The 23,188-nt window shown below is 72.8% G+C and carries 19 protein-coding genes and 1 pseudogene; 13 read left to right on the top strand and 7 right to left on the bottom strand.

All coding sequences use genetic code 11. The features are described 5' to 3' along the window. Positions 1-13 precede the first annotated feature (13 nt). Positions 14-118 (bottom strand): annotated as a pseudogene (locus DWB68_RS16365) (IS481 family transposase); the annotation flags it as partial. A 28-nt stretch (positions 119-146) separates the two neighbouring features. Here DWB68_RS16365 and DWB68_RS00790 point away from each other — a divergent pair. Further along, positions 147-413: a hypothetical protein gene (locus DWB68_RS00790; RefSeq protein WP_158588161.1), complete on the top strand. Its 267-nt coding sequence runs from the start codon at positions 147-149 to the stop codon at positions 411-413. Between the two features lie 53 nt (positions 414-466). Beyond that, positions 467-2,686 carry a phosphoribosylamine--glycine ligase gene (gene purD, locus DWB68_RS00785; protein ID WP_119423223.1) on the top strand — a complete coding sequence of 740 codons (2,220 nt, stop codon included), beginning with the start codon at positions 467-469 and terminating at the stop codon, positions 2,684-2,686. A 111-nt stretch (positions 2,687-2,797) separates the two neighbouring features. On the opposite strand, the gene DWB68_RS00780 is transcribed toward purD, so the two are convergent. The 3 genes from DWB68_RS00780 to DWB68_RS00770 form a co-directional block, all read right to left on the bottom strand. After that, positions 2,798-4,039 carry a helix-turn-helix domain-containing protein gene (locus DWB68_RS00780; protein ID WP_119423222.1) on the bottom strand — a complete coding sequence of 414 codons (1,242 nt, stop codon included), beginning with the start codon at positions 4,037-4,039 and terminating at the stop codon, positions 2,798-2,800. Between the two features lie 412 nt (positions 4,040-4,451). Continuing rightward, a complete protein-coding gene (locus DWB68_RS00775; RefSeq protein ID WP_119423271.1) occupies positions 4,452-5,399 on the bottom strand; it encodes a metallophosphoesterase in 948 nt (315 codons plus the stop codon). A 3-nt stretch (positions 5,400-5,402) separates the two neighbouring features. Further along, positions 5,403-7,856: a transglycosylase domain-containing protein gene (locus DWB68_RS00770; RefSeq protein WP_158588160.1), complete on the bottom strand. Its 2,454-nt coding sequence runs from the start codon at positions 7,854-7,856 to the stop codon at positions 5,403-5,405. Positions 7,857-7,893: 37 nt separating this feature from the next. Between DWB68_RS00770 and DWB68_RS15900 the strand changes: the two genes are divergently transcribed. The 3 genes from DWB68_RS15900 to DWB68_RS00760 are packed head-to-tail and all read left to right on the top strand — an operon-like array spanning position 7,894 to position 9,609. Next, positions 7,894-8,103 (top strand): hypothetical protein, encoded by a 210-nt coding sequence (locus DWB68_RS15900; RefSeq protein ID WP_199700332.1) that lies wholly within the window; start codon positions 7,894-7,896, stop codon positions 8,101-8,103. Between the two features lie 20 nt (positions 8,104-8,123). Continuing rightward, positions 8,124-8,609, top strand: a complete 486-nt coding sequence (locus DWB68_RS00765; protein ID WP_233548534.1) for a RidA family protein — start codon at positions 8,124-8,126, stop codon at positions 8,607-8,609. A 31-nt stretch (positions 8,610-8,640) separates the two neighbouring features. Then, the gene (locus tag DWB68_RS00760; RefSeq protein ID WP_325048530.1) at positions 8,641-9,609 is read left to right on the top strand and encodes an NUDIX hydrolase; all 969 of its coding nucleotides are present in this window, start codon (positions 8,641-8,643) and stop codon (positions 9,607-9,609) included. Between the two features lie 136 nt (positions 9,610-9,745). On the opposite strand, the gene DWB68_RS00755 is transcribed toward DWB68_RS00760, so the two are convergent. Further along, entirely contained in the window at positions 9,746-10,423 is a 678-nt protein-coding gene (locus tag DWB68_RS00755; protein WP_119423219.1) for a Crp/Fnr family transcriptional regulator, read from the bottom strand. A gap of 268 nt (positions 10,424-10,691) precedes the next feature. Here DWB68_RS00755 and DWB68_RS00750 point away from each other — a divergent pair, with 268 nt between their 5' ends. Beyond that, positions 10,692-11,879, top strand: coding sequence for a MarP family serine protease (locus DWB68_RS00750; protein ID WP_119423218.1), 1,188 nt, complete (start codon positions 10,692-10,694; stop codon positions 11,877-11,879). A gap of 122 nt (positions 11,880-12,001) precedes the next feature. Here the strand turns inward: DWB68_RS00750 and acs are convergent, their stop codons facing one another. Then, positions 12,002-13,999: an acetate--CoA ligase gene (gene acs, locus DWB68_RS00745; protein WP_119423217.1), complete on the bottom strand. Its 1,998-nt coding sequence runs from the start codon at positions 13,997-13,999 to the stop codon at positions 12,002-12,004. A 205-nt stretch (positions 14,000-14,204) separates the two neighbouring features. Here acs and DWB68_RS00740 point away from each other — a divergent pair, with 205 nt between their 5' ends. From DWB68_RS00740 to DWB68_RS00730, 3 genes are all read left to right on the top strand, one after another. Continuing rightward, positions 14,205-15,134, top strand: coding sequence for a hypothetical protein (locus DWB68_RS00740; RefSeq protein WP_119423216.1), 930 nt, complete (start codon positions 14,205-14,207; stop codon positions 15,132-15,134). Further along, entirely contained in the window at positions 15,134-15,958 is an 825-nt protein-coding gene (gene nth, locus DWB68_RS00735) for an endonuclease III (protein ID WP_119423215.1), read from the top strand. Before DWB68_RS00740 ends, nth begins: the two co-directional genes overlap by 1 nt. A gap of 103 nt (positions 15,959-16,061) precedes the next feature. Further along, a complete protein-coding gene (locus DWB68_RS00730) occupies positions 16,062-16,784 on the top strand; it encodes an NUDIX hydrolase (RefSeq protein WP_119423214.1) in 723 nt (240 codons plus the stop codon). A gap of 4 nt (positions 16,785-16,788) precedes the next feature. On the opposite strand, the gene DWB68_RS00725 is transcribed toward DWB68_RS00730, so the two are convergent. Then, complete coding sequence (locus tag DWB68_RS00725) at positions 16,789-18,591, bottom strand: bifunctional 3'-5' exonuclease/DNA polymerase (RefSeq protein WP_119423213.1); 1,803 nt, start codon at positions 18,589-18,591, stop codon at positions 16,789-16,791. Between the two features lie 824 nt (positions 18,592-19,415). Between DWB68_RS00725 and DWB68_RS00720 the strand changes: the two genes are divergently transcribed. From DWB68_RS00720 to DWB68_RS16095, 4 genes are all read left to right on the top strand, one after another. Then, positions 19,416-20,420: a hypothetical protein gene (locus DWB68_RS00720; protein ID WP_147391535.1), complete on the top strand. Its 1,005-nt coding sequence runs from the start codon at positions 19,416-19,418 to the stop codon at positions 20,418-20,420. Then, positions 20,417-21,589, top strand: a complete 1,173-nt coding sequence (locus tag DWB68_RS00715) for a TadA family conjugal transfer-associated ATPase (RefSeq protein WP_233548533.1) — start codon at positions 20,417-20,419, stop codon at positions 21,587-21,589. Before DWB68_RS00720 ends, DWB68_RS00715 begins: the two co-directional genes overlap by 4 nt. 411 nt (positions 21,590-22,000) lie before the next feature. Continuing rightward, a complete protein-coding gene (locus DWB68_RS16100) occupies positions 22,001-22,561 on the top strand; it encodes a hypothetical protein (protein WP_158588159.1) in 561 nt (186 codons plus the stop codon). Between the two features lie 5 nt (positions 22,562-22,566). Next, positions 22,567-23,178, top strand: coding sequence for a type II secretion system F family protein (locus DWB68_RS16095; protein WP_158588158.1), 612 nt, complete (start codon positions 22,567-22,569; stop codon positions 23,176-23,178). Positions 23,179-23,188 lie beyond the last annotated feature (10 nt).

Below are 23,188 nucleotides of genomic sequence, written 5' to 3'. Positions count from 1 at the left end.
AGTCTAGGCCGGGCTAGCTGTACTGTCCCGCCAGGTTGGGTACGCGATGGGCGGGTGTGGAGCCCTTGAGTGAGGTGTGGCCGCGGTGGTGATTGTAGTGGTGGAGAAATCCGGGGAACGGAAGCGGCGAGGCGCTGGCCTGGGTCGTGGAACCTCGGGCCCGGCACCGTTGGCCGGCCCTGCTTGGCCTCGTGATCCTGGGCGCCATCGGGGTGCTGACCCTGGCCCTCGCGGCGCTGATCGGCGTCTTCCTCCTCCATGGCGGGGACACCCACGGAAACAACGGCGCGGTGGACCCGTGGACCACGGGCAACAACCCGTACTGGCTGGTCCTCGGCGTGAACCTGCCCGGCGTCCTGGGCGGCCTGTGCGTGTGGGGCGTCGTCGCGCTGGCCCGCTCCCTCCGCCGCTGAGGCGGCTTCACACGCTCCCGTCCGGCGCGGCCGCCCCGGTAGGCTGGGGGATCGTGAAGGTCCTCGTCATCGGCCCCGGCGGCCGCGAACACGCCATCGTCCGTTCCCTCCTTGCCGATCCCTCGGTGACCGAGGTCCACGCAGCCCCCGGCAACGCCGGCATCGCCCGCGATGTCACGTGCCACGCGCTCAACACCACCGATCCCGTCGCTGCCACCGCGCTCGCCACCGAGCTTGGCGTCGACCTCGTGGTCGTGGGCCCCGAGGCCCCGCTCGCCGCTGGCGTCGCCGACGCCCTCCGCGAGGCCGGCTTCGACGTCTTCGGCCCCTCCCAGGAGGCCGCGAAGCTCGAGGCCTCCAAGGCCTTCGCCAAGGAGGTCATGGCCGAGGCCGGCGTGCCCACCGCCATGGCCCGCGTGGCCGCCACCTCCGAGGAGGCCGCCGACGCGCTTGACGCCTTCGGCGCCCCGTACGTGGTCAAGGACGACGGCCTGGCCGCCGGCAAGGGCGTCGTCGTGACGTCCGACCGCGCCGAGGCCCTCGCCCACGCCGAGGCCTGCTTTGCGGCGGGCGGCACCGTGGTCATCGAGGAGTTCCTGGACGGCCCCGAGGTCTCCGTCTTCGTGATCGCCGACGGCACCAACGCCGTGGCGCTCTCCCCGGCGCAGGACTTCAAGCGCATCTTCAACGACGACGAGGGCCCCAACACGGGCGGCATGGGCGCCTACACGCCGCTTCCGTGGCTGCCCGCCGGCTTCACCGAGGAGGTCATGGAGCGCGTGGCCCTGCCCACGCTGCGCACCATGGCCCGCCGCGGCACCCCGTTCGTGGGTGTCCTCTACTGCGGCCTGGCCGTGACGAGCCGCGGCCTGCGTGTCATCGAGTTCAACGCCCGCTTCGGCGACCCCGAGACGCAGCCCGTCCTCGCCCGCCTCAAGACCCCGCTCGGCCGCGTCCTGAAGGCCGCCGCCCGCGGCGAGCTGGACACGATCGAGGCCCTCTCCTGGGACCCGCGCACCGCCGTCGGCGTGGTCGTTGCCTCCCACGGCTACCCGGGCACCGTCCGCACGGGCGACGTCATTACGGGCGTCGAGGCCGCCGAGGCCCTCGACGCCGTGAGCGTCTTCCACGCCGGCACGGCCTCCAACGAGGCTGGCGAGCTCGTCTCCGCCGGCGGCCGCGTTTTGGCCGTCGTGGCCCTGGGCGAGGATCTCGCCGCGGCCCGCGCCGCCGCCTACGAGGGCGTGGCCGCGATCGATCTGCCCGGCTCGCAGCACCGCACCGACATCGCCCTCAAGGCCGCCAACGGCGAGATCGTGCTGGGAGGCGCCCAGGGCGCCGTCGAGCAGGAGGCCCAGGGGGCCCAGGAAGCCCAGCGCGGCTTCCAGACCGAGGTCCTTGAGCTGCCGGGCTGGCGGCACATCTACTCCGGCAAGGTCCGCGACCTCTACGAGCCCGAGGACGCGAGCATCACCGACCGCGTGCTCGTGGTCGCCTCCGATCGCATCAGCGCCTACGACTTCGTGCTCTCCACCGAGATCCCGGACAAGGGCGCCATCCTCACGCAGCTCTCGCTGTGGTGGTTCGAGCAGCTCGCGGACGTCCCCAACCACGTCATCTCCACCGACGTGCCTGAGGCCGTCAAGGGCCGCGCCATGGTCTGCAAGCGCCTGGACATGTACCCCATCGAGTGCATCGCGCGCGGCTACCTGACCGGCTCCGGCCTGGCCGAGTACAACGCCGACGGCACCGTCTCCGGCCAGGAGCTGCCCGCGGGCCTCGTTGACGGTTCGCGCCTTGACCCGGCGATCTTCACGCCGAGCGCCAAGGCCGAGGTGGGCGAGCACGACGAGAACATCACCTACGCCCAGATGGTCGAGCGCGTCGGCGAGTCCGTCTCCGCCGATCTGCGCGAGCTGACCCTCAAGGTCTACTCCGAGGCCGAGCGCATCGCCCGCGAGCGCGGGGTCATCCTCGCCGACACCAAGGTCGAGTTTGGCGCGGCCCCGGCCACGGGCACCATCACGCTGGGCGACGAGGTCCTCACGCCGGATTCCTCGCGCTTCTGGGACGCCGCCGAGTACGAGCCAGGCCACGCCCAGCCGTCCTTCGACAAGCAGTTCGTGCGCGATTGGCTCACCTCGGCCGAGTCCGGCTGGGACAAGGCCTCGGGCGAGGAACCGCCGGCGCTGCCGGCCGACGTCGTCGAGCGCACGCGCGCCCGTTACGTCGAGGCTTACGAGCGCCTGACGGGTCGCACCTTCCAGGCCTGATTCTTCGGCTCACGCGAGAGGCTCCCACCCCGGACGGGGTGGGAGCCTTCCGTGCTTTTCGGTGCCCGACGGCGTGTGGGCGGCAGGGTGCCCGACGGCGCGTGGGTGCGCCTAGCGGCGCGTGGCGCGCAGCTGCGTGGCGAGCTCCACGGCGAGCACGGCGCGCTCCGGGGCCCCGGCGCCCACGAAGTCCTCGCGGGCGGCGTTGAGGTGCTTGAGCGCGTCGTCGAGCTCGCCGAGGGCCAGCTGGCAGCGGCCCGTGAGCAGCTCGACCTCGCCCTTGACCTGTTGGGGGAGTTCTCCCAGGCGGTCTTGGACCGGCTCGAGCGCGAGCAGTGCGCCGGCCGCGTCGCCGTTGACGTGCTGCCAGCGGGCGCGGATGACCTGGAGCTCGAGGCCCTCGGTGCCGAGGTCGCCGATGACGGACAGGGCCTGCTCGGCGCGCTCGATGCACGCGAGCGTGGCGGGCTCCACGGCACCGGCGCTGATGCGCGCGCTCGCTGAGGCCTTGTTGAAGCGGGTCCACAGCTCGATGTCGGAACGGGGGTGCAGGCGCTCGGCGGCCAGGTTGTGGTGGCGCAGGCCCTCGTCGATGTCCTGCCGCAGGAAGGCCACGTTGCCGATGGCCCAGTGCGCGGCACCAGCGCTCTGGGCCGGGACGTCGCCGCTGACGACCTCGTCGAGGCGCTGGCACGCGCGCCAGGCCTCGTCCAGCTGGCCGGACTCGGCGAGGCACGCGATGAGCGCAAAGCGGGCCTCGATGGCGAAGAGGGAGGCGGCGGGCAGGGAGTCCTCGGCGAGGGCCGTGGCCTTGAGGGCGTGCTCGACGCCCAGGTAGAGCCGGCCGGCGCCCTGGTTCGCGGAGGCCACGAGGGTCTCGGCACGCACCTTGAGCGCCTCGGACTCGTCGGTGAGAGGGTGCGCGAGGACCTCGTCGGCGGCGCGGAGAAAGTCCTCCATACGGCCGAGCTCGCGCAGGCCCTCGGCCCGCAGGAAGCTCATGTTCCACCACGCCGAGGAGTTCTTCATGGACTGCGCCAGCTCGGCGGCCTCGGCCGCGGTGTCGCACGCGTCGGAGTAGTCGTGGGCCGTCATCGAGGCGCGGGCGCGGTGCTCGAGGAGGACGAACTGGGCCTCGTCGGGGGAGACGGGCGTGTTCCAGGCCTCCATGACGTCGCGCTCGATCCCGAGGCGCTTGGAGAGCTCGGTGATGATCTCCGGGGTCGGTTCGCGGCTACCGGTCTCGAGCAGAGAAATATAGCTAGTGGAGTATTTCTGCGCCCCGAGCTGCGACTGGGTCAACCCCAGATCCATCCGTGCGCGGCGCAACTTGTCGCCAAACTTCAAGCCCATGTGCTCCCCCTGAGTGTTCGTGTCAAGTCTGTGGCGATCCTGTCATACCTTTGACCCCTTGACGAACTTCGTGGATCACTGTTGACTAACACTGTCATTCGTCACAGTGTCACCTAGGAGGATCCCCCATGTTCTCAACCCCTGAGCACCACCTTGGGGCACACGCCGCGGCGTCTGCCCGTCGCCTCGGCTTTGGCGGCATCGGCGATTGGCCGCACGCCGCCTGACGCGACACACCGCGGGGGAGCAACGATCCCGATCGTTGCTCCCCCGCGGCGTGTCCGGACCCCTTCGCGCCGGGTGCCGGGCGTGCAGCTGACCGAGGCCGACCGTCGCGCGCGACCGGACCGGGACCCAGCCCCCGCCGTCGGGCGGGAACCCGACCACCCGCCGTCGGGCGAGGGAGTGGGGCTCAGGCCGCGGCGCGCGGGCGCAGCGTCAGCAGGATCGCCTCGGGGCGGCACGCCACGCGGAACGGGACCAAGCGCGAGGCGCCCAGCCCTGCAGAGACGTTGACGGGCACACGGTGACCCTTGGCGCTCCAGAACCCGAGGCCCGCCGCGAGGCCAGTGGGCAGATCGCAATTGGAGACGAGCGCGCCGTAGCGCGGCACACGCAGCTGCCCGCCGTGGGTGTGGCCGGCCAGGACCAGCTCGGCGCCCGAGGCCGTGAAGACGTCCAGGACGTCGCGGTAGGGGGCGTGCGTAAGGGCCAGTCGCAGATGCGGGGCCTCGGCCGCCGTGGCGGAGCCGACGGGCCAGGAGGCGAAGCGGTCGCGGTGCAGGTGCGGATCGTCCACGCCGCTCACGTCGAGGCGCAGCCCGCCGAGGGGCAGGGAGAAGGCGCGGTTGCTCGCGTCCTGCCAGCCGGCCAGCGCGAACTCGCGGTGCATGCGGCGCCAGTCGAGCTCGTCCTGCGCGCGGTGCCGCAGCGTGGCCGAGGTGTCCTTGTTGCGCCCGAGGTACGCCCAGGGCTTGCGCGGGCGCGGCGCGAAGTAGCAATTGGACCCGGGCACAAACACACCGGGGAAGGCCATGAGCGGCTCGAGCGCGTGCAGGAGCGGGTCGATGCCGTTCTGGTGGCTGAGGTTGTCGCCAGTGTTCACCACGAGGTCGGGGCGCAGCTGCGCGAGCTCACGGACAAAGACCGTCTTGGCCGATTGGCCGGGCACGAAGTGCAGATCCGAGAGGTGCAGAACCCGCAGCTCCGGCTGGCCGGGCGGCAGGATGTCCAGCGTCTCCTCGCGCACCGTGAAGTCGCGCGTGCCCACGTTGGCCGCGGCCGCGGCCCCGACGGCGACGGCCGCGCCGGCGCCCGCGAGAGCACCGACGCGGCCGAGGCCACGACGAACGACGTTCACCAATCAGTCCTTGGTCTTCTCGGGGGTCTTCGTCTTCTCCGGCTGCTTCGTCTTCACCGGTTCCTTGGTCTTCTCCGGTGTCTTCGTCTTCTCCGGTTCCTTGGTCTTTTCAGGAGACTTGGTGGAGTCGGTCGACTTGGTGCCGTCGGTGGACTTCGCGGAGCTCGAAGGATCGGCGGACTTGGTGCTGCCCGAACCCGAGCCGGTGCCCTTGCCGGTGCCCGTGCCGGTCGAGGCGGCCTTGCCGCCCGTGGCGGAAGGGCTGGCCAGGTCGGTGCGCTCGATCGTCTCGTGCGGGTACAGGTCGTAGACCTTGGCCATGTACTGCGTCCACAGCGGGCCGGCGAAGGTCATGGAGTCCTTGCCGTACATCTTGGCCCCGCGCAGCTCGGCGCCGTTGTTCAGGCCCTTCTTGACCGTGCCGTCCTTGTTGCCGAACCAGGACACCGTGGTCAGGCCGGAGGTGTAGCCGGCGAACCAGGTCGAGGAGGCGTTGTTGTTGGTACCGGTCTTGCCACCCACGGAGGCGCCGAAGGAGCCCTTGACGATGCGCAGCTTGGCGATCTGGGTCAGGGTGCCGTTGAGCTCGTCGATGACTTCCTTGTCGTACAGGCGCTTGCACTCGGTCTCGGGCAGGTTGATGAGCTTGCCGTTGCGCTGCTTGACCTCCAGCAGCACCGTGTTCTCGCACTGCACGCCCTCCTGGGCGAAGGTGGAGAAGGCGCGGGCCTGGGCCAGCGGCGTGACGTTCTGCGAGCCGAGCACGAAGGAGGGGCCGGGGGAGGCCAGGACCTTGGGGGTCACGGCGACCGTCTCGGTGGCGACGACCTTCTTGCCGGCCTTGTTCGTCTCGTAGACGACCTGGTTCTGCTCATCGCGCTTGGCGACCGTGACGCGCTGGCCCTCGAGGAGGCCCAGGCGCTCGGCCTGCGCGGCGATCTTGCAGGTGTCGAGCTTGTAGGCCTCGGCGACCGTGGCCGTGTTGACGGACCAGTAGAGGCCGTACTTCGCGGACATGGACTTCTTCATGCCGTTGATGGAGTTGCCGAGGTTGGCCCACTGGGCCTGCACCGTGCCGCCGTAGACGCAGGAGGCCTTCCACTGCGTGGTGGGCCCGTAGTCGTCTCGCTTGGCGTCCACGGCGTCGTTCATGGAGTGGCCGGCCTCAATCCAGGCCAGCGCCGTCCACGGCTTGGCCGTCGAGCCGCCCTGGAAGCCGCCGGAGCCGCCGTGGGCGGAGTCAGCGGTGAAGTTGTACTGCGTGTACTGGTTCTTGGTCTTGCCCTTGCCGGTGCCGAACTTGGTGTTCTGCGCCATGGCGAGGACCTCGCCCGTGGAGTTTTCGCGGGTCACGAGCGCGGCGCCCAGGCCGCCCGGATCGCCGATCGGCACCGTCTTGACGACCTGGGTCTCGGCGGCCTTCTGCAGGCGCGGATCCAGGGTGGTCTTGATGGTCAGGCCGCCGCGGAAGAGCAGCGACTGGCGCTCCTGCACGGTCTTGCCGAAGATCGGGTTGAGCTTGACCTCGTTGAAGACGTACTGGCAGAAGTACGCGGCGCCCTCGGCCGTGGCGCAGCCCGAGGTGTCCTCGGAAGGGTCGATGGCGATCTTGGACTTGACCGCCTTGTTGTACTCGTCGCGCGTGATGGCGCCCGTCTTCAGCATGGCGCCGAGCACCACGTTGCGGCGCTGGGTAGCGGCCTTGGGGTTCACCTCGGGGTTGTACAGCGTGGGGCGCTGGACCATGCCGGCCAGCAGGGCTGCCTCGGCGATGTTCAGGTCCTTGGCGGACTTGGAGAACCAGCGCTCAGAGGCGGCCTCAACGCCGTAGGTGGCGCCGGCGAACGGGACGAGGTTCAGATAGCCCTGCAGGATCTGGTCCTTGGACATCTTGGTCTCGATCTCGTTGGCCCACTTGATCTCCTTGACCTTGTCGGAGATGTCCTTGTTGCCGTTACGAGCGATCTCGTCCTCGGACCGGCCCTCGGCCTGCTGGTTGTTCACGTTGAGGTTGGCGACGTACTGCTGGGTGATGGTCGAGGCACCCTGCTTGCCAGCGCCGGAGAGATTGGAGACGAGCGCGCGGGCGATGCCGCGGGCGTCCACGCCGCCGTGCTCGTAGAAGCGTTCGTCTTCGATGGAGATGATGGCCTTCTGCATCCACGGGGAGATGTTCTTCAGCGAGACGCTCTTGCGGTTCTGCACAAAGAACTTGGCGAGGACGTTGCCTTCGCGATCCAGCAGCGTGGAGGGCTGCGCGATCGCGGCGTTCTCCGTGGGGATCTCGATGGAGTCGTACGCGCCGGCCGCCACCTCGGTGGCCTTGCTGGCTCCCACCGCCAGGGGGACCATGGTTCCCGCCACGAGGGCGCCAGCCACCGCACTACCCAGGAAGAAGGCGACGACCTTCCCGAGGGTGGTGGCGGTGTTGATGAGGGGCGATGTTCGCTCGGCCATGCCTTCCAGGATACAAGCAGGCGATACGCTGAACCTCATGACCACGTGGGAATACGCAACCGTGCCGCTCATGGTGCACGCGACCAAGCAGATCCTGGACAACTGGGGCCGCGACGGCTGGGAGCTCGTCAACGTCCTGGCCATGCCGGCCGCCGGCCCCGCCGCCACGGTCGGGAACGAGATGATCCAGGCACCGTCCGTCAACCTGGTGGCGTACTTCAAGCGCCCCCTGGGCGACTCACTCTGAGAGGTTTCTACTAGATGTCTGTGAACGCGACTTCCGACGCCGTGAACGGCCGTATCGACGCCCGTCTCGCGGAGCTGGGCATCGAGCTTCCCGCCGTGGCGGCCCCGCTGGCCGCCTACGTTCCCGCGCTGGCCCATGAGGGCCTCGTCTACACCTCGGGCCAGCTACCCACGGTGGGCGGCGAGCTCCAGGGTGTTGGCAAGGTCGGCGCCGAGGTGAGCGCCGAGGCGGCCAAGGCCCTCGCCCGCATCAGCGCCATCAACGCCCTCGCCGCCGTCAAGGCCCAGATCGGCTCCCTCGACCGCGTCACGCGCGTCGTCAAGGTCGTTGGCTTCGTGGCCTCCGATCCCTCCTTCACCGGCCAGCCCGGCGTCATCAACGGCGCCTCCGAGCTGCTCGCCGAGGTCTTCGGCGAGGCCGGCGCCCACGCCCGCTCCGCCGTGGGCGTGGCCGTGCTGCCGATCGATGCCCCCGTGGAAGTGGAAATTGTCGTCGCCTACGCCTGAGCATCACCCGCTGACGGGGACGTTCCGGGCCGTGCCCGGGGCGTCCCCGACAGCACCCGTCTGCGCCATCTCCACCGAGCCCCCGGCCACGGGCGTGCTGCGCAGGCTCTTCCCTGTGCCGGCCTCCCGCCTGGACGCCGCGCGCACGTGGCTGCAGCTGGGCGCCCGCACGCCGCGCCGTGCCCGCGAGGCGAGCTCCGTGCTCCTCGTGCGCGACGCCCCCGACGGCGTCCGCGCCTGGCTCGGCCTGCGCGGCCCTGAATCGCCGCTCGGCATGATCTCCTTCGCCGGCGGCTCCTGCTCCGTTGACGACGACGCGCAGCTTCCCTGGTTCGGCCCCACGCCGGCCAAGTGGGCCGCCGTGCTCGGCATGAACGACCACATGCTCGCCCGCCGCCACGTCCTGGCCGCGATCCGCGAGCTCTTCGAGGAGACCGGCGTGCTGCTGGCCGGCCCCGATCCGCTCTCGCTCATCGAGGACAACCAGGGCGAGGACTGGATGCGCGCCCGCCAGGCGCTGGCCTCGGCCGAGTTCACCTTCGCCGAGTTCCTGCAGCGCCGCGGCTGGGGCGTGCGGACCGATCTGCTGCGCCCCGTGGGCCACTGGATTTCGCCCGACTACGAGCTGCGCCGCTTCGACACGTACTACTTCGCCGCGGCTGCCCCGGCCGGCCAGGAGGTCTCGCCCCTGAAGGGCAAGGATCGCTGGGGCCGCTGGGTCTCCGCCAAGGAGGACGGCGCGCGCCCGGAGTCCGAGGCGCTCGGCGACGAGATCGGCCTGCCGGACACCGTGGGGCAGCCGCTCGCGGAGCTGGCGACGCCGGCCACGCAGGTCATGCTCGAGAAGCTGCGCCGCACGCGCGGCTGCGTCGCCTACCTTTCGTCCAAGCGCCACATCCAGGCCTTCCAGCCCGAGCTGGTCGAGGTCGAGGATAACCTGCTCCTGGACGTCACCACCGTGGACGCCGCCGAGGGCAGCGCCGTGGCGCGCGGCCGCTAGGCGGCCCGCCCGCGGGCCGGCCGCGAGGCACCCACGCCACCACCCGCCGTCGGGCACTGGAAACGGCACGACGGCGCACGCGAAGGAGGGCGGCACCCGGAACCCGGGTGCCGCCCTCCTTCGCGTGTGGCTGGGGTCAGCGCGAGCGCTGGCGCAGGCGCTGCAGGTCCAGAATGACCACGGCGCGGGCCTCGAGGCGCAGCCAACCGCGCTGCACGAACTCGGCCAGGGCCTTGTTCACGGTCTCGCGGGAGGCGCCAACGAGCTGGGCCAGCTCCTCCTGGGTGAGCTCGTGAGCCACCAGGATGCCGTCGGTGGTGGGGCGACCGAAGCGGTCGGCCAGGTCCAGCAAGGCCTTGGCGACGCGGCCGGGGACGTCGGAGAAGACGAGGTCCGCGAGCGAGTCGTTGGTGCGGCGCAGTCGACGGGCCAGGGCCTGCAGCAGCTGCAGGGACACGTCCGGGCTGGCCTGGATGGCCTTGCGCAGGTTCTCGTGGCGCAGTCCGGCCAGGCGCGTCTCGGAGACGGCGGTGGCGGTGGCGTTGCGCGGCGAGGGGTCGAAGAGGGCCATCTCGCCGAAGAGTTCGCCGGGGCCGAGGACGGCGAGAAGGTTCTCGCGGCCGTCGGGGGAGGTGCGGCCGAGCTTGATCTTGCCCGAGACGATCACGTAGAGCTGGTCGCCCTGATCACCCTCGTGGAAGACGGACGCACCGCGGGAGAGGTCCACCTCCGTCAGCTCATCGGTCAGCACGGCGAAGGCCTCGTCGCTCAGGTGTGCGAAGAGCGGCGCACGCCGCAGGACCTCAATATCCATGATGCTCCTGTTCGGAAAAAGTCGGTGGTTCTACCCCCATTGTGCCGCATGCTCCAACCCTGTGACGCGTCCCACACGATTTGATGCTCGTTCGGGCATGTCGCGGGGTGAACGAACTTGCCCCGCGGGTAGGACACAAGGTGATCTCTTTTGACGTGTTCGTCCCGTTGGCGTTGGCCGATTCGTTACGATGTGTGGGAGGGTGCCGCTGGCGCCCAACCCCGCCGCACACGCGGCGGTGCGGCGGGATGAGGGGTCGGAATCTCCGGTGTTTTTGGGCCTGGACGTCTTGGACTGGGTGCTGATCGTGGCGCTGTTCCTCTTCGCCGCGGCCGGATGGCGTAAGTCCTTCCTCGTGGCCCTCGGCGGCATCCTCGGCTTCCTCGCCGGTGCGGCCGCCTCCTTCTTTGCGATTCCCCTCGTCTCCGCCTGGATTCCCGATCCCACCTGGCGTGTCATTGGTCTCATCGTGGCCTTTGTGCTGTTCCTCGCGATTGGGCACGGGCTCGGCGAGGCGGCCGCCGCCAAGGTGCGCGGCTGGATGGACATGCCCCGCCCGCGCTGGTGGGGCCGCGTCGGCGGCGCCGGCGTCAACCTCATCGCTGCAGGCTTTGCGATCTCCGCCCTCGCTTTCACGTTCTCCACCCTCGGCCTGCCGCTGCTCTCCACGCAGATCGCGCAGTCAAAGGTCATCCAGGCCTCCCGCGCCCTGACGCCCGAGGCCGTGGAACGTGGGCTCGGCGAGGCCCGCACCCTCGTGGCCGGCATGCCGCTGCCCGAGATCCTGGTGCCGCTGGCCCCCAAGCACGACGTCGAGGTCCCCAGCGCCGAGCTGGACACCGACGCGCTGAAGAGCGCGCGCGCCTCCGTGGCCCGCATCACCGGCACGGCAGCGGCCTGCGGCGTCAACCAGACGGGCACGGCGTTTGTTGTCGCCAAGGACCGCGTCATGACCAACGCTCACGTCGTCGAGGGCGTGGAGCAGCCCGTCATCGAGACGGCCGATGGCCGCGCGCTGACCGGCCGCGTGGTCTCCTTCGATCCGGTGCGCGACGTCGCGATCGTGGCGGTGGACGGGCTGGAGCTCGGCCCGCTGTCGCTCGGCCGTGACCTCGAGACAGGGGCCGAGGCCGTGTTCATGGGCTTCCCGGCCGGCGGCCCGTTCTCCGCCGCCCCCGCGGCCGTGCAGTCGCTGCACACCCTGCGCGTTCCCAACATCTACGGCGCGGACGCGACCCCGCTGAGCGTCTACCAGCTCGCCGCCGACGTGCAGCAGGGCAACTCCGGCGGGCCGCTACTCACCGCCGACGGCCGCGTCTCCGGCATGGTCTTCGCCAAGGCCAAGAGCGAGGACAACGTCGGCTACGCCCTGAGCCTCGAGGAGATCGCCCCCGCCGTGGCGCAGGCGTCCTCCCTCTTCGACTCCGTCTCCACGGGGTCCTGCACCAACCGCTGAGCCGCCGGGCGCGCCCCCGCGACCGCGCGGTGTCCAGGCCGCCCCACCCGACCCCACGCAAACGGCGCCGGCCCCCGCAAGGGGACCGGCGCCGTCGTCGTGCGTTGTGCGCTTGAGGCGGATCAGCCGCGCATCGTGGCGGCGATCTGATCCATCACCGTGGTGTCGGCCAGCGTCGAGGCGTCGCCCGCAGGGCGACCCTCGGCGACGTCCTTGAGCAGGCGGCGCATGATCTTGCCCGAGCGGGTCTTGGGCAGCTCCGGCACCACAAAAACGGCCTTGGGCTTGGCGATCGGGCCGATCTCCTTGCCCACGTGCAGGCGCAGCTGCTCCGAGATGTCCTCGGGCCACTCGGCGTCCGCGCCGCGCAGGATGACGAACGCGACCACGGCCTCGCCCGTCGTCTCGTCCTTGGCACCCACCACCGCGGCCTCGGCCACGGCGTCGTGGGAGACCAGCGCGGACTCGATCTCCGTGGTGGAGAGGCGGTGTCCGGAGACGTTCATGACGTCATCGACGCGGCCCAAGAGCCAGATGTCGCCGTCCTCGTCCTTCTTGGCGCCGTCGCCGGCAAAGTACATGGTCTCGAAACGGGACCAGTACGTCTCCTTGAAGCGCTCCGGATCGCCCCAGATGCCGCGCAGCATGGACGGCCACGGGTCGCGGATGACGAGGTAGCCGCCCTCGCCGTTGCCGACCGAGACGCCGGCCTCGTCCACGACGTCCACCGTGATGCCGGGGACGGCCACCTGGGCCGAGCCGGGCTTCGTGGCGGTGACGCCCGGGAGCGGCGCGATCATGTGCGCGCCGGTCTCCGTCTGCCACCAGGTGTCGACGATGGGGGCCGGGTTCTCCTTGCGGGGGCCGGGCTGCCCGTCCGTGCCGGCGCCGGCGTTGGCGCCGATGACGTCGCGGTACCACATCCACGCCTCGGGGTTGATGGGCTCACCCACCGAACCCAGTACGCGCAGGGTCGAGAGATCGTAGGAATCCGGGACCTCGCGGCCCCACTTCATGGCCGTGCGGATGGCCGTGGGCGCCGTGTACATGATGGTGACCTTGTGCCTCTGCACGAGGTCCCACCAGCGGCCGCGATCCGGGGTGTCCATGGTGCCCTCGTAGAGCAGCACGGTGGAGCCGTTCACGAGCGGCGCGTAGGTGATGTAGGAGTGGCCGGTGATCCACCCGACGTCGGCCGTGCACCAGTAGACGTCCGTCTCCGGCTTGAGGTCGAAGGTGTCGTGGTGGGTCACGGCGGTCTGTGTGAGGTAGCCGCCGGTGGTGTGCAGGATGCCCTTGGGCTTTCCCGTGGTGCCGGAGGTGTAGAGGATGAAGAGCGGGTGCTCCGACTCGAAGGCCTCGGCCTCGTGCTCGGGGGAGGCGTTCGGGACGACCTCGTGCCACCACTGATCGCGCCCCTCGACCCAGTTGGTCGGCTCGGCGTTGCGCTTGACCACCAGGACGGTGGACACGGTGTGGCCCGGGGCCTCGAGCGCGGCGTCGACGGCCGGCTTGAGCGGGCTCGGCTTGGCCCGGCGCCACGTGCCATCGGCCGTGACGACGAGCTTGGCCTCGGCGTCGTCGATGCGGCTGCGCAGCGCGTCGGCGGAGAAGCCGCCGAAGACCACGGAGTGCACGGCGCCCAGGCGGGCGCAGGCCAGCATGGTGATGACGGCCTCGGGGACCATCGGCAGGTAGACGGCCACACGGTCGCCCGCGCCCACGCCCAGTCCGGCGAAGGCGTTGGCTGCCTGCTTCACGGCGGTGGTGAGCTCGGCGTAGGTGTACGTGGCGGTGTCGCCCGGCTCGCCCTCGAAGATGAGCGCGACGCGGTCGCCGTTCCCGGCCTCCACGTGGCGATCGAGCGCGTTGTAGGCGGCGTTGAGCTTGCCGTCGGCGAACCAGCGGTAGAACGGCGCGTTGGAGTCGTCGAGCACCTGCGTGAAATCGGTGGCCCAGGTCAGGGCGCCGCGGGAGCGCTCGGCCCAGTAGGCGAGCCGATCCTCGCTCGCCCGCTCGTAGAGCGAGGCGTCAGCCACGGCGTGGGCGGCAAACTCGGCCGAGGGCGCGAAGGTGCGGTGCTCGGTGAGCAGGTTGTCCAGGGTGGAGTTCTCTCCCATGGGGTCCTTCCTCAAACTTTCACAAAGGGGGCCGTTGTGATTCACGTTACAACGCTTTGTGGTGTGATCATCACCAGGCGTCCGCACTGTGACCATCAGGGCCTCCTAGACCCGTCATAGTCGTTAGGCTTAGGCCTTACGGTGCTACGCGCTGATCCACTGCGCGGGCCGCCGGGAGGCGGCCAGGTCTACCCCAAGGAGCGGCATGAGTGAGCAAGCGAACGCGCGGGCGGTGCTCGGACCTTTCACGGCGCGCGAGACCACCTATCTGGCCGGCGCCGTGGTGCTGGCCCTCGCCTCCCTGTTTTCCTTCGGCCGCACGCGCGGCGACTTCGCCGTGATCGTGCTCGGCTTGCTGGCGCCGCTGGCCGCCGCCGGCGGCGTGGCCTGGCGCCGGCTGCGCGGGCGCGCCCGCCTCGACCTCGGCTCCTTCTCCCTTGACCAGCTCTGCGCCGTCGTGGCGGCCGCCGCCCTGGTCGTGGCGCTCGGCGGCCTCGGCGGGGCCGGCGCCTTCGCGCAGCTCTTTGCCGTCCTCGGCGCCGCCGCGCTGTTTGTCGCCAGCTGGGGTGCCTCGTGGATCTCGGTTTTCGGCGCCGACTACGTGCCGCAGGCCGGTGTGCCGCTGCTGCGCCGCGACATCGCCCCGTCCGAGCCGGCTGGCTGGTCCACGCCTGGCGCCCGGCGCGGTGCCGCCGGTCGCGAGTCTGGGGCCCGGGGCACGACGTCGGGTGGTGGAGTGGGCGGGCCGGCGGACGCTGGCGCGTCCTCCTTTGGCGCCACGTCCGGCGCCACGTCCGGCGCGGCGTCCGGCGCTGCGTCCGACGGCGCGTTCGCCGAGGGGGAGGCACCGGCCCCGGCGCGCAGCGCCGTGCCGCGGGTGCCCCACTCCGCCGCCCCGCACACCCGCGTGATCGGTTCCTCGGCCGCCCCGGACGAGCCCGAGCCGGCCGCGTTCTGGTTCGCCGTCCCCGACGCACGACCCGCCGAGAACCGCGGCACGGGCGCCGTGGAGTTCACGGTGGAACCGGGGGAGTGGTTCCTCGCCGTGCGCACGCTGCCCGAGGGCCTCGTGGTGCGCCACGACGACGGGCGTGAGGGCCTGCTGCGCGACACGAGCGACCTGGAACTTGGCTGATGCCCCCTCGCCTCACCCCAGCGCAGCGCCGCGCCCGCGTCCTCGACAACGAGACGCACCTGGCCAAGAAGCGCCGCGCCCGCAAGATCGACAAGGTGCTCGGCGAGACGTACCCGTACGTCGTGGCCGAGCTGGACTTCGAGAACCCCTTCGAGTTGCTCGTCGCCACAGTGCTCTCCGCTCAGACCACGGATGTGAAGGTCAACGAGGTCACGCCCGTGCTGTTCGGGGCGTACCCCGACGCGTTCTCCCTGGCCGGGGCACCCGCCGCGGCGGTGCAGGAGATCGTGCGACCCACTGGCTTCTACAAGACCAAGGCCGCCAACATCCAGGAGCTCTCGCGCCGGCTCGTCACCGAGCAGGACGGCGAGGTGCCGGAGGACCTGGACTACCTCGTGACGCTGCCGGGCGTGGGGCGCAAGACCGCGTTTGTGGTGCTCGGCAACGCCTTCGACCGTCCAGGGCTCACCGTCGACACGCACTTCGGGCGGCTCGCCCGGCGCTTCGCCTGGACCGACCAGGAGGACCCGGTCAAGGTCGAGGCCGAGGTGGGGGAGCTCTTCGAGAAGCGCGACTACACGATGCTCTCGCACCACCTGATCTTCCACGGCCGGCGCATCTGCCACGCCAAGAAGCCGGCCTGCGGGGCGTGCCCCGTGGCGCAGTGGTGCCCCTCCTTCGGCGAGGGCGAGACCGACCCCGAGGCCGCCGAGGCGCTGCTCAAGTACGAGCTGGCCCCGGGCCGCGAGGACCTGCACCGGCTCATGGTCCAGGGCTACACGCGCCGCCAGCTACGGGCCATGGGCTACCCACTCGGCCCGTAGGCGTGACGATTCGCCTGGCCGCTCCCCGGCGGGCGGCCGCGCACCCGCGCCGATGCGCGGACCGGCCGTCTTCCTGCGGCCGCCTCCCATCGAAAGGTTCACCATGAGCACCCAGGCCGAGCCCGCGCCGTCGTGCAACACGGCGCGCGAGCAGCTCGCCGCGCTGGCGAGCGCCTACGAGCGCGATCCGGCGCGCGAGGCCGGCTACGCCCGCTTGCGCCGCGTGCGCCCGCCCGCGGGGGACCGGCCGGCGCGCAGCGCCTCGGTGCTGGTGCTCTTCGGTGCCCTGGACGGGCACCCGGCGGAGCACCCCTCGGCCGCCGTGCCGGCGGACCTGGACGTGTTGCTCGTGGTCCGCGCGTCCACCCTGCGCGACCACGCGGGCGAGATCGCCTTCCCGGGCGGAGGAGCCGACCCCGAGGACGCCGACGCCGTGGCCACCGCGTTGCGCGAGGCCGTCGAGGAGACGGGGCTGGACCCCGCCGGGGTGCAGGTGCTGGGGGCGCTGCCGCTCGCGCCCACGGTCTCGAACTTCACCGTGACGCCAGTGCTTGGCTGGTGGAGCGAACCCAGCGAGGTGGGCGTGGTGGACGCCGGGGAATCCGCCGCCGTCTTCCGCATGCCCGTGGCCGATCTGCTGGACCCGGCGAACCGCTGCATGACCGTGCTCGAGCGCGCGGGGCGCGAGTGGACCATGCCGGCGTTCCGGACCCAGCACGGGCTGCTGTGGGGCTTCACCGCCGCGATCCTGGACGGGCTCTTCGAGGAGCTCGGCTGGGGCGAGCCGTGGGACGAGCACGACCGCGTGCGCCCGCGCGGCTACTGAGCCGCTACTTGGCCGTGGCGTAGTCCCTGGCGATCCCCACGGAGATGGGGAAGTCCACGGGGATGTCTCCGAAGATCAGGCGCGCTGCGCCGTCCGCCGCGGCGCGCAGCGCGATCTCCACGTCCACGGCCTCGGACTCGGGGGCGTGGACCATGATCTCGTCGTGGAGGAAGAACACTTGCCGCGAGCCAGGCGCCGTGGCGCGCAACCGCGAGCGAAGGTCCGCCATCCAGCACTCGGCCCACTCGGCGGCCGTCCCCTGCACCACAAAGTTGCGGGTGAAGCGACCCCACGCCCGGGCCGCCGCTGCCGGGTCGCCTGCCGCGCGCGGGGCGCCATCCTGGCTGGGGGACAGGGAGTTGCCCTGCCCGCCGAGCGCGCCGCTTCCCCCTGCGTTCGCCTGCATGCCGGTGTCGCGCGAACCCGGCCCCACGGCGTCGGGCGCCTCGTCCCCCGGACCGGGGCCGTCCGGCCCGAAGCCTGAGCCCGTTCCCCCACCGAACGGCGCCGGACGCGGCGAGGTGCGCCCGAGCCACGTGTGGACCGTGCCGCCGCGCTCGCCCGTGCGCGCCGCCTCCTCCAGGAGGGCGGTGGCGCGCGGGTAGGCGGCGGCGAGCCGCGGGGCCATGGCTGCGGAGGGGCCCGTGGTGCCGCCGTACATGGCGCCGAGCATGGCGACTTTGGCCATCTCGCGGTCGCCCCCGAAGACCTTGTCGGCGATGGATTGGTAGAGGTCGCGCCCGCGGGCGGCCTCGGCGAGGGCGTGGTCGGCGCTCATGGCGGCGAGCACGCGGGGCTCGAGCTGGCTCGCGTCGGCGACGACCAGGACGTGGCCGGGGTCCGCGCGCACGGCGGAGCGGACATCGTGGGGGATCTGCATGGCGCCGCCGCCCTGGCTGGCCCACCGCCCCGTAACCACGCCGGCCACGACGTACTCGGGGTGGAAGCGCGTGCCGCGGACCCAGGCGTCGAGCCACGCCCAACCGTTGGCCGTCAGGAGCCGTTGGAGCTTCTTGTAGCGCAGGAGCGGCTCGATGGCCGGGTGGTGGAGTTCCTCGAGGTCCCAGCGCCGGGTGCTGCGCGCGTCGAGCCCGGCGCCGCGCAGCGCGCGCAGGAGCTCGGGCTGGGAATCGGGGTTGAGCCGGGGCGCGTCCAGGAGGTCCTGGAGCACCTCGGTGAGGTCGGCGAGCTTGGCCGGGCGCGCGCCGTGAGGAACGCGGGGGCCCAGGCGTTCGGCGAGCAGGCGCTCGTGTTCGGCGCGGTCCCACGGGACGCCGTCGCGGCGCATCTCCTCTGCGATGAGCGAACCGGCCGAGTCCAGGGAAGCCAAGAGGTGCAGCGTGCGGCCCCGGGCCCCGGCGCTTGCGAGGGCCTCGAGCTGGGCCGCGTACTCCTCGGCCAAGGCCTGCGGGGTGGGCGGGTCCGGGGTCAGCGCGGAGAAGAGCGCGTCCTGTTCCGTGGCCAAGGCCTCGGCGGGGAGCTCGGGGAGCTTGCGGGGCGGAAGCCCGGGCGTGGGGACGTAGTCGACCGCGCCGTGCAGGAGCAGAGCGGTCAGGCCGAGGTCGTGGCAGCGGCGCACCTCCACACCGGCCTCCAGGAGCTCCGGGTAGGCGAAACGCGAGTCCTCCCAGACCCACCGGGCGGCCGGGTCCGCCGCCTCGATGCCGGCCACGACGGAGGCGAGCTCGGCGCGCGGAGCCTGTGTGCCGGGGCCGGTCGGGCGCCCGGTGGCATCCAAGGGCACGACGACGCCGCGGGGCTGGGCGAGCGCCTCGCCTGCCAGCGGGGCCAAGAGATAGGCCGTCATGGGCCCATTCTTGCCGACGGGGGCGACGGGTGCTGGCGCGGGCCGCGTGCTGTGGACACAGGATGGCCACCGGAGGGCCTGTGAGGGGGCGGGACCGGGCGCCGGGGCGGGACCGGGAGCCGGGGCCGGGCCGGACGGGCGCAGCCGCCGTTGCCGCGGTGCGGCCGAGGCCGGCCCCGGTGAGGGTGGCTTCCCCTCACATCCCGAGCCCGTCCACGGACCCCGTCCCGCGGCCAGCGCGCAGCGCGGAACGCGCGCACGCTGGAGCGATGTGGACCTTGGATCAGGAAGCGCCGGCCGGGCGGAAACGCGGCGAGCGGGTACGGGGAACGCCCCGGCGGCGGTCGGAGAGCGCCGCCGAGCTCGATCGCGAGCTCGAGCGGGAGCGAGAACGCGAACGCGACTGGGTGCGTCGGCGCGCCAGGCCCCGAGGGCACCGCCCTCCCGAGCCGGACGACTGGAGCGAGGTCGAGGCGGTGATCTTCGGCCCGCCCGGCGGCGGTCGCGCGGTCGGGCTGCTCGCCCACGAGGCGTCCTCGCCTCGTGCGCACGCACGGGACACGGCGGGCGCCGCCCCGAGGCCGGGTCGGAGCGGATGGCTCGTCGCCGGGCCGGGGCGCGGCGTTGGCCGCAAGGGCAACGGTGGGGGAGATCATGCCGCGGCCCCGGCGGCCCCGGCGGTGCCTCCGGCCCCGGTGCCGTTGCGGGCCCCGGGTGCCCCGGACCTCCCCTCCCGTGTGCCCGCGGCCGGCGCGAGCGACGCGCGGGAGTCGGGGCCAAGCACCGCGCCGTGCGTCGACGTCGTGGGTGTGCGGGAACCACTCTTGGGGCACGTGCTCGCGGCGCTGCTCGCTGCTGGCCTGCGGGCGCGTTGCTTCCCCGACGGCGGCACCTTTGCGGCTCGTCCCGGCCACCCCGCCGAGCGCCCAAACGAGCGCTCCGGCCGATCTCCGGCAGACCGCCCGTCCGGGTATCTGCAGCGGCGCGAAGCGGCGTCGCCCGTGGGAGGGCTGGTGTGGGCCGCCGAGGAACCCGATCCGCCGGCGGGCGCCGTCCTCTTGGGCGCCGACGGCCCCGCCGCGTGGGCCGTGGCGGCGCGGCACCCGGATCACCCCCACGTGACCCTGCCCTCCGGCGCGGCCTGGCTGGGAGCCAGGCTGAGCGCCCGGACTCGCCGCGGCGTCGTGGTGGCGGTGGGCGGGCTCGGCGGTGCCGGAGGGAGCCAACGCGCCGCGCTTGCGCTCGCCTACGCCGCCGAGGCGGAGGGGCTCCCCGTGGTGCTCGTGGACGCGGACCCGGGGTCCGTTCAACGCTGGGAGGCGGAGCCGGGGGTGCCCGGCTGGGAGAGCGCCCGCCGGTGGGCGGCGGACGGGTCGGTGGCCGGCCTGCCGGAGCTGCTGGCGTCCGACGGAGCCATCGCGAGGCTCGGTTGGGCCCCGGGGGAGGATCCTGACCGCATGCCCCCTGCGGAGGTGGCTGCTGTCTGCGGGGCCCTGGCCTCGACCTTCGAGCTCGTGATCGTCGCCGTGGGAGCGCTCGAATGGCCCCTAGCCGCCGTCCCTGCGGGCGCGGCCCACGTGCTCGCGTGCGCGGGCGAGGACGGGGCCTGGCCGCCGCACCGCTGCACCGGCGCCACCGTCAGCCTGAGCGTCTTGCGCGGCCGGGGACGCAGCCCGGACGGGCCGGCGCTCGCGGGGTGGCTCGGCGCCGCGTGGGCCGGCAGCGCCGCCGACCCGTCGGGCCCGGAACCGGGGCGGGCGTTGCGGCGCCTCGCCCGGCGGCTATGGCTGCCTCGCCTCCTGGCCGGGGCCGGGCCGGGCGCCCCGTGAACGCCTACCTGGACGGGCGGGGCGAGCCCACGCCGCTCTTGCTGGAGGCGGTGCGCGAGCGGCTGGGCCTCGGTGGCGGCGGGGCGGATCCGGGCCGCGTTCTCGAAGCCGTCGCCGAGCTCGCGCCGATCCGCGGCACCGATCAGCTCTCCTCCGTGTCCGCGTGGGTCGGCGACCGACTCACGGGGCTGGGGCCGCTGCAGGGCCTGGCGGAGGGACCGGGCGTGACCGACGTGCTGGTCCTGGCCAGCGGCGAGGTGTGGGTCGAAGACCACGACGGCCTGCACCGCTCCGCGCTGCGCCTGGAGGACGAGGAGGAACGCCGCCGCCTGGCCACGCGGCTCCTGGCGCTGGGTGGCCGGAGGATCGACGACGCGCGGCCGTACGGCGACGTGGTGGTGGGCGGCTTTCGCGTCCATGCTGTCCTCCCCCCGGTCTCGGCCGCGGGCACGGTCCTTTCGGTGCGCGTGCTGGGGCGGAGCACCGCCAGCCTCGACGGGTTGTTCCCCGAACCGGGCGACCCCTGGCCCGGTTGGTTGGCCCACGCCGTGCGCTCCAGGCTCAATCTGCTCATCTCCGGCGGCACCGGGGCGGGCAAGACCACCCTGCTCTCGGCACTGCTCGCGGCCTGTTCTGCGGAGGATCGCATCGTGATCGCGGAGGACGCCGGCGAGCTGGCACCGGCACACCCGCACGTCGTGGCGTTGCAGAGCCGCGCGAGCAACGCGGAAGGCCGCGGCGAGGTGAGCTTGGCCGAGCTCATCCGGCAGGCCCTGCGCATGCGGCCGGATCGCCTGGTCGTGGGCGAGTGCCGCGGCGAGGAGGTGCGCGAACTGCTCATGGCGCTCAACACCGGCCACCACGGGGCGGCCGGGACGGTGCACGCGAACTCCGCCGCCGATGTGCCGGCGCGGTTGCTCGCCCTCGGCGCGCTCGCCGGGTGGAACGAGCGGGCCACGGCCCTGCAGGCCGCCGCCGCGCTGGACGCGGTGGTCCACCTCGCGCGGGATGAGAGCGGACGACGGCGCCCGGTCGCCATGGTCCGGCTGCTCGCCGTGGACGGGCGGCTGCTCAGCGAGCCGATCGTCGAACCCGACGCCCGTGGCAGGCCCGTCCCGGGGCCAGCCTTCGCTTGGTTCGCCGGCCACCACCGCGGCGGCGGGACATGAGCGCGGTCCTGGCCGCGCTGGCCGTGGGACTCCTGGTGGCGTGTCTGTTGCCGGCGCCGGGTGGGGGAGGGGCGCCGAGCCGGAGGCTCCGGGAGTGCGCCGAGCGCCGGCAGAACCGGGAGCGCCGGGAGCGCGCGCGCGGCCCCGCGGGGCCGGAGCCAGTGCGGCTGCGCATCGCCCAAGCGGACGCGGCCCGGGAGCACCTGACGCGGGTGGCGGCCCTGCTGCGCTCGGGGGCCACGCCAACACAGGCGTTCGCCGCGCTCGCGGCGGACGCTCGGGCGGACGATGCGAAGCCGGACCGCGGAGGCCGACCGGAAGCCTCGCGGCATCGGGGCGCCGGGGACGTCGGGGGGCGGCGCGGAGGGGGCTGAACGGGCGGAGCCGCTGCGGCGCGACCCCCTCACCCGCGTGCGCGGCCGTCGCGACGCGGCGAAGCGAGAGCTGGCCACGCAGCTCGAGGCTGCGTGGGGCGACGCGGCGACCTCCGTTGCGCTGGCCTTGGGGGCCGGGGTCGAGATCCGGCGTCGTGAGCCCGCGGCCCACGGCCCCGGGGCGCCGGGCCTCGGTGCGAGCTGGAGCCGCCTGCGATGGGTGTGCGGCATGGCGGCTCGCACGGGCGCGCCGCTGGCACCGCTGCTCGAGCGCCTCGCAGAGGACGCCGCCGCGACGGCGGATGCCCTGCGGGCCCGCCAGGCCGGCGCCGCGGCGGCCGGGACCACCCGCAAGATCCTCGCGTGGTTGCCGGTCGGTGGACTCTTGCTGGCGCAGGCGCTGGGAGCGCGGCCCGTGGAGGTGCTCGTCGGGAGCGTGCCCGGCCGCATCACGGCCGGGCTGGGCTGCGCCTTCTGGCTCGCGGCGTTCCTGTGGTCCCGGCGGGTGATCGCGCTGCCGGAGGAGGAACGGAGCACGCCGCCCGAGCCGGGCGAACGGGCTTCGCGTGCCGCCGCGCCAGCGGTCCCGAGGAGCTGATCCGCGTGTTCATCTTCCAGGCACTCTGCGCCGTCGCGCTGTCCGCCCTGTGGTGGCTCGTCGCCGGGGCACCACCGTGCGGCCCGCAACGCGGCCCACGCGCGGCCCGGCATGCACCCGGGCTGAGTCCGGGCCGCGACTCGCACCACGCTCCCCACCATCGAGCTCTGCGCGGCACGGAGCCGGATCGTCCGGCCGGCGCCCCGCTGGCGGAGGTGCCCCTGCTCTGCGACGCGGTGGCGGCGCTCGTCGACAGCGGGATGAGCGTGGAGGAGACCCTCGAGGCGGCCGGGGACCGGGAGGGCCCGGTGCCGGCCCTCGGGGCGGTTGCTGCGCGCCTGCGCTGGGGTTCCGGGTGGGCGCAGGCCTGGGCCTCTGCCCCGGGATGCGCCGCGCTCGAGGCACCGCTGCGCCTCTCCTCGCGTACCGGGGCGCCGGCGGCCGCCTTACTGCGTGACGCGGCCGCCGAGGCCAGGAGGCGGGCCGCGCGCGAGCAGGAGGCGCAGGCCGCGGCCATGACGGTGCGGCTCGTGCTGCCCCTGGGGTTGTGCGCACTCCCGGCCTTCGTGTGCCTCGGCATCGTGCCGGTAGCGCTGGCCTTACTGCCCTGGTTTTGAACGTGCTTCC

This window comes from Galactobacter valiniphilus (genome assembly GCF_003575975.1).
Lineage (GTDB): Bacteria > Actinomycetota > Actinomycetes > Actinomycetales > Micrococcaceae > Galactobacter > Galactobacter valiniphilus.
This window is presented reverse-complemented; position numbering and strand designations above follow the sequence as displayed.

Bases quoted from the DNA above. Each gene is read 5' to 3' on its own strand.
- DWB68_RS00780 (WP_119423222.1), bottom strand. From the start codon at position 4,039: ATGGGCTTGAAGTTTGGCGACAAGTTGCGCCGCGCACGGATGGATCTG.
- DWB68_RS00770 (WP_158588160.1), bottom strand. From the start codon at position 7,856: ATGGCCGAGCGAACATCGCCCCTCATCAACACCGCCACCACCCTCGGG.
- DWB68_RS15900 (WP_199700332.1), top strand. From the start codon at position 7,894: ATGACCACGTGGGAATACGCAACCGTGCCGCTCATGGTGCACGCGACC.
- DWB68_RS00755 (WP_119423219.1), bottom strand. From the start codon at position 10,423: ATGGATATTGAGGTCCTGCGGCGTGCGCCGCTCTTCGCACACCTGAGC.
- acs (WP_119423217.1), bottom strand. From the start codon at position 13,999: ATGGGAGAGAACTCCACCCTGGACAACCTGCTCACCGAGCACCGCACC.
- DWB68_RS00740 (WP_119423216.1), top strand. From the start codon at position 14,205: ATGAGTGAGCAAGCGAACGCGCGGGCGGTGCTCGGACCTTTCACGGCG.
- nth (WP_119423215.1), top strand. From the start codon at position 15,134: ATGCCCCCTCGCCTCACCCCAGCGCAGCGCCGCGCCCGCGTCCTCGAC.
- DWB68_RS00730 (WP_119423214.1), top strand. From the start codon at position 16,062: ATGAGCACCCAGGCCGAGCCCGCGCCGTCGTGCAACACGGCGCGCGAG.
- DWB68_RS00725 (WP_119423213.1), bottom strand. From the start codon at position 18,591: ATGACGGCCTATCTCTTGGCCCCGCTGGCAGGCGAGGCGCTCGCCCAG.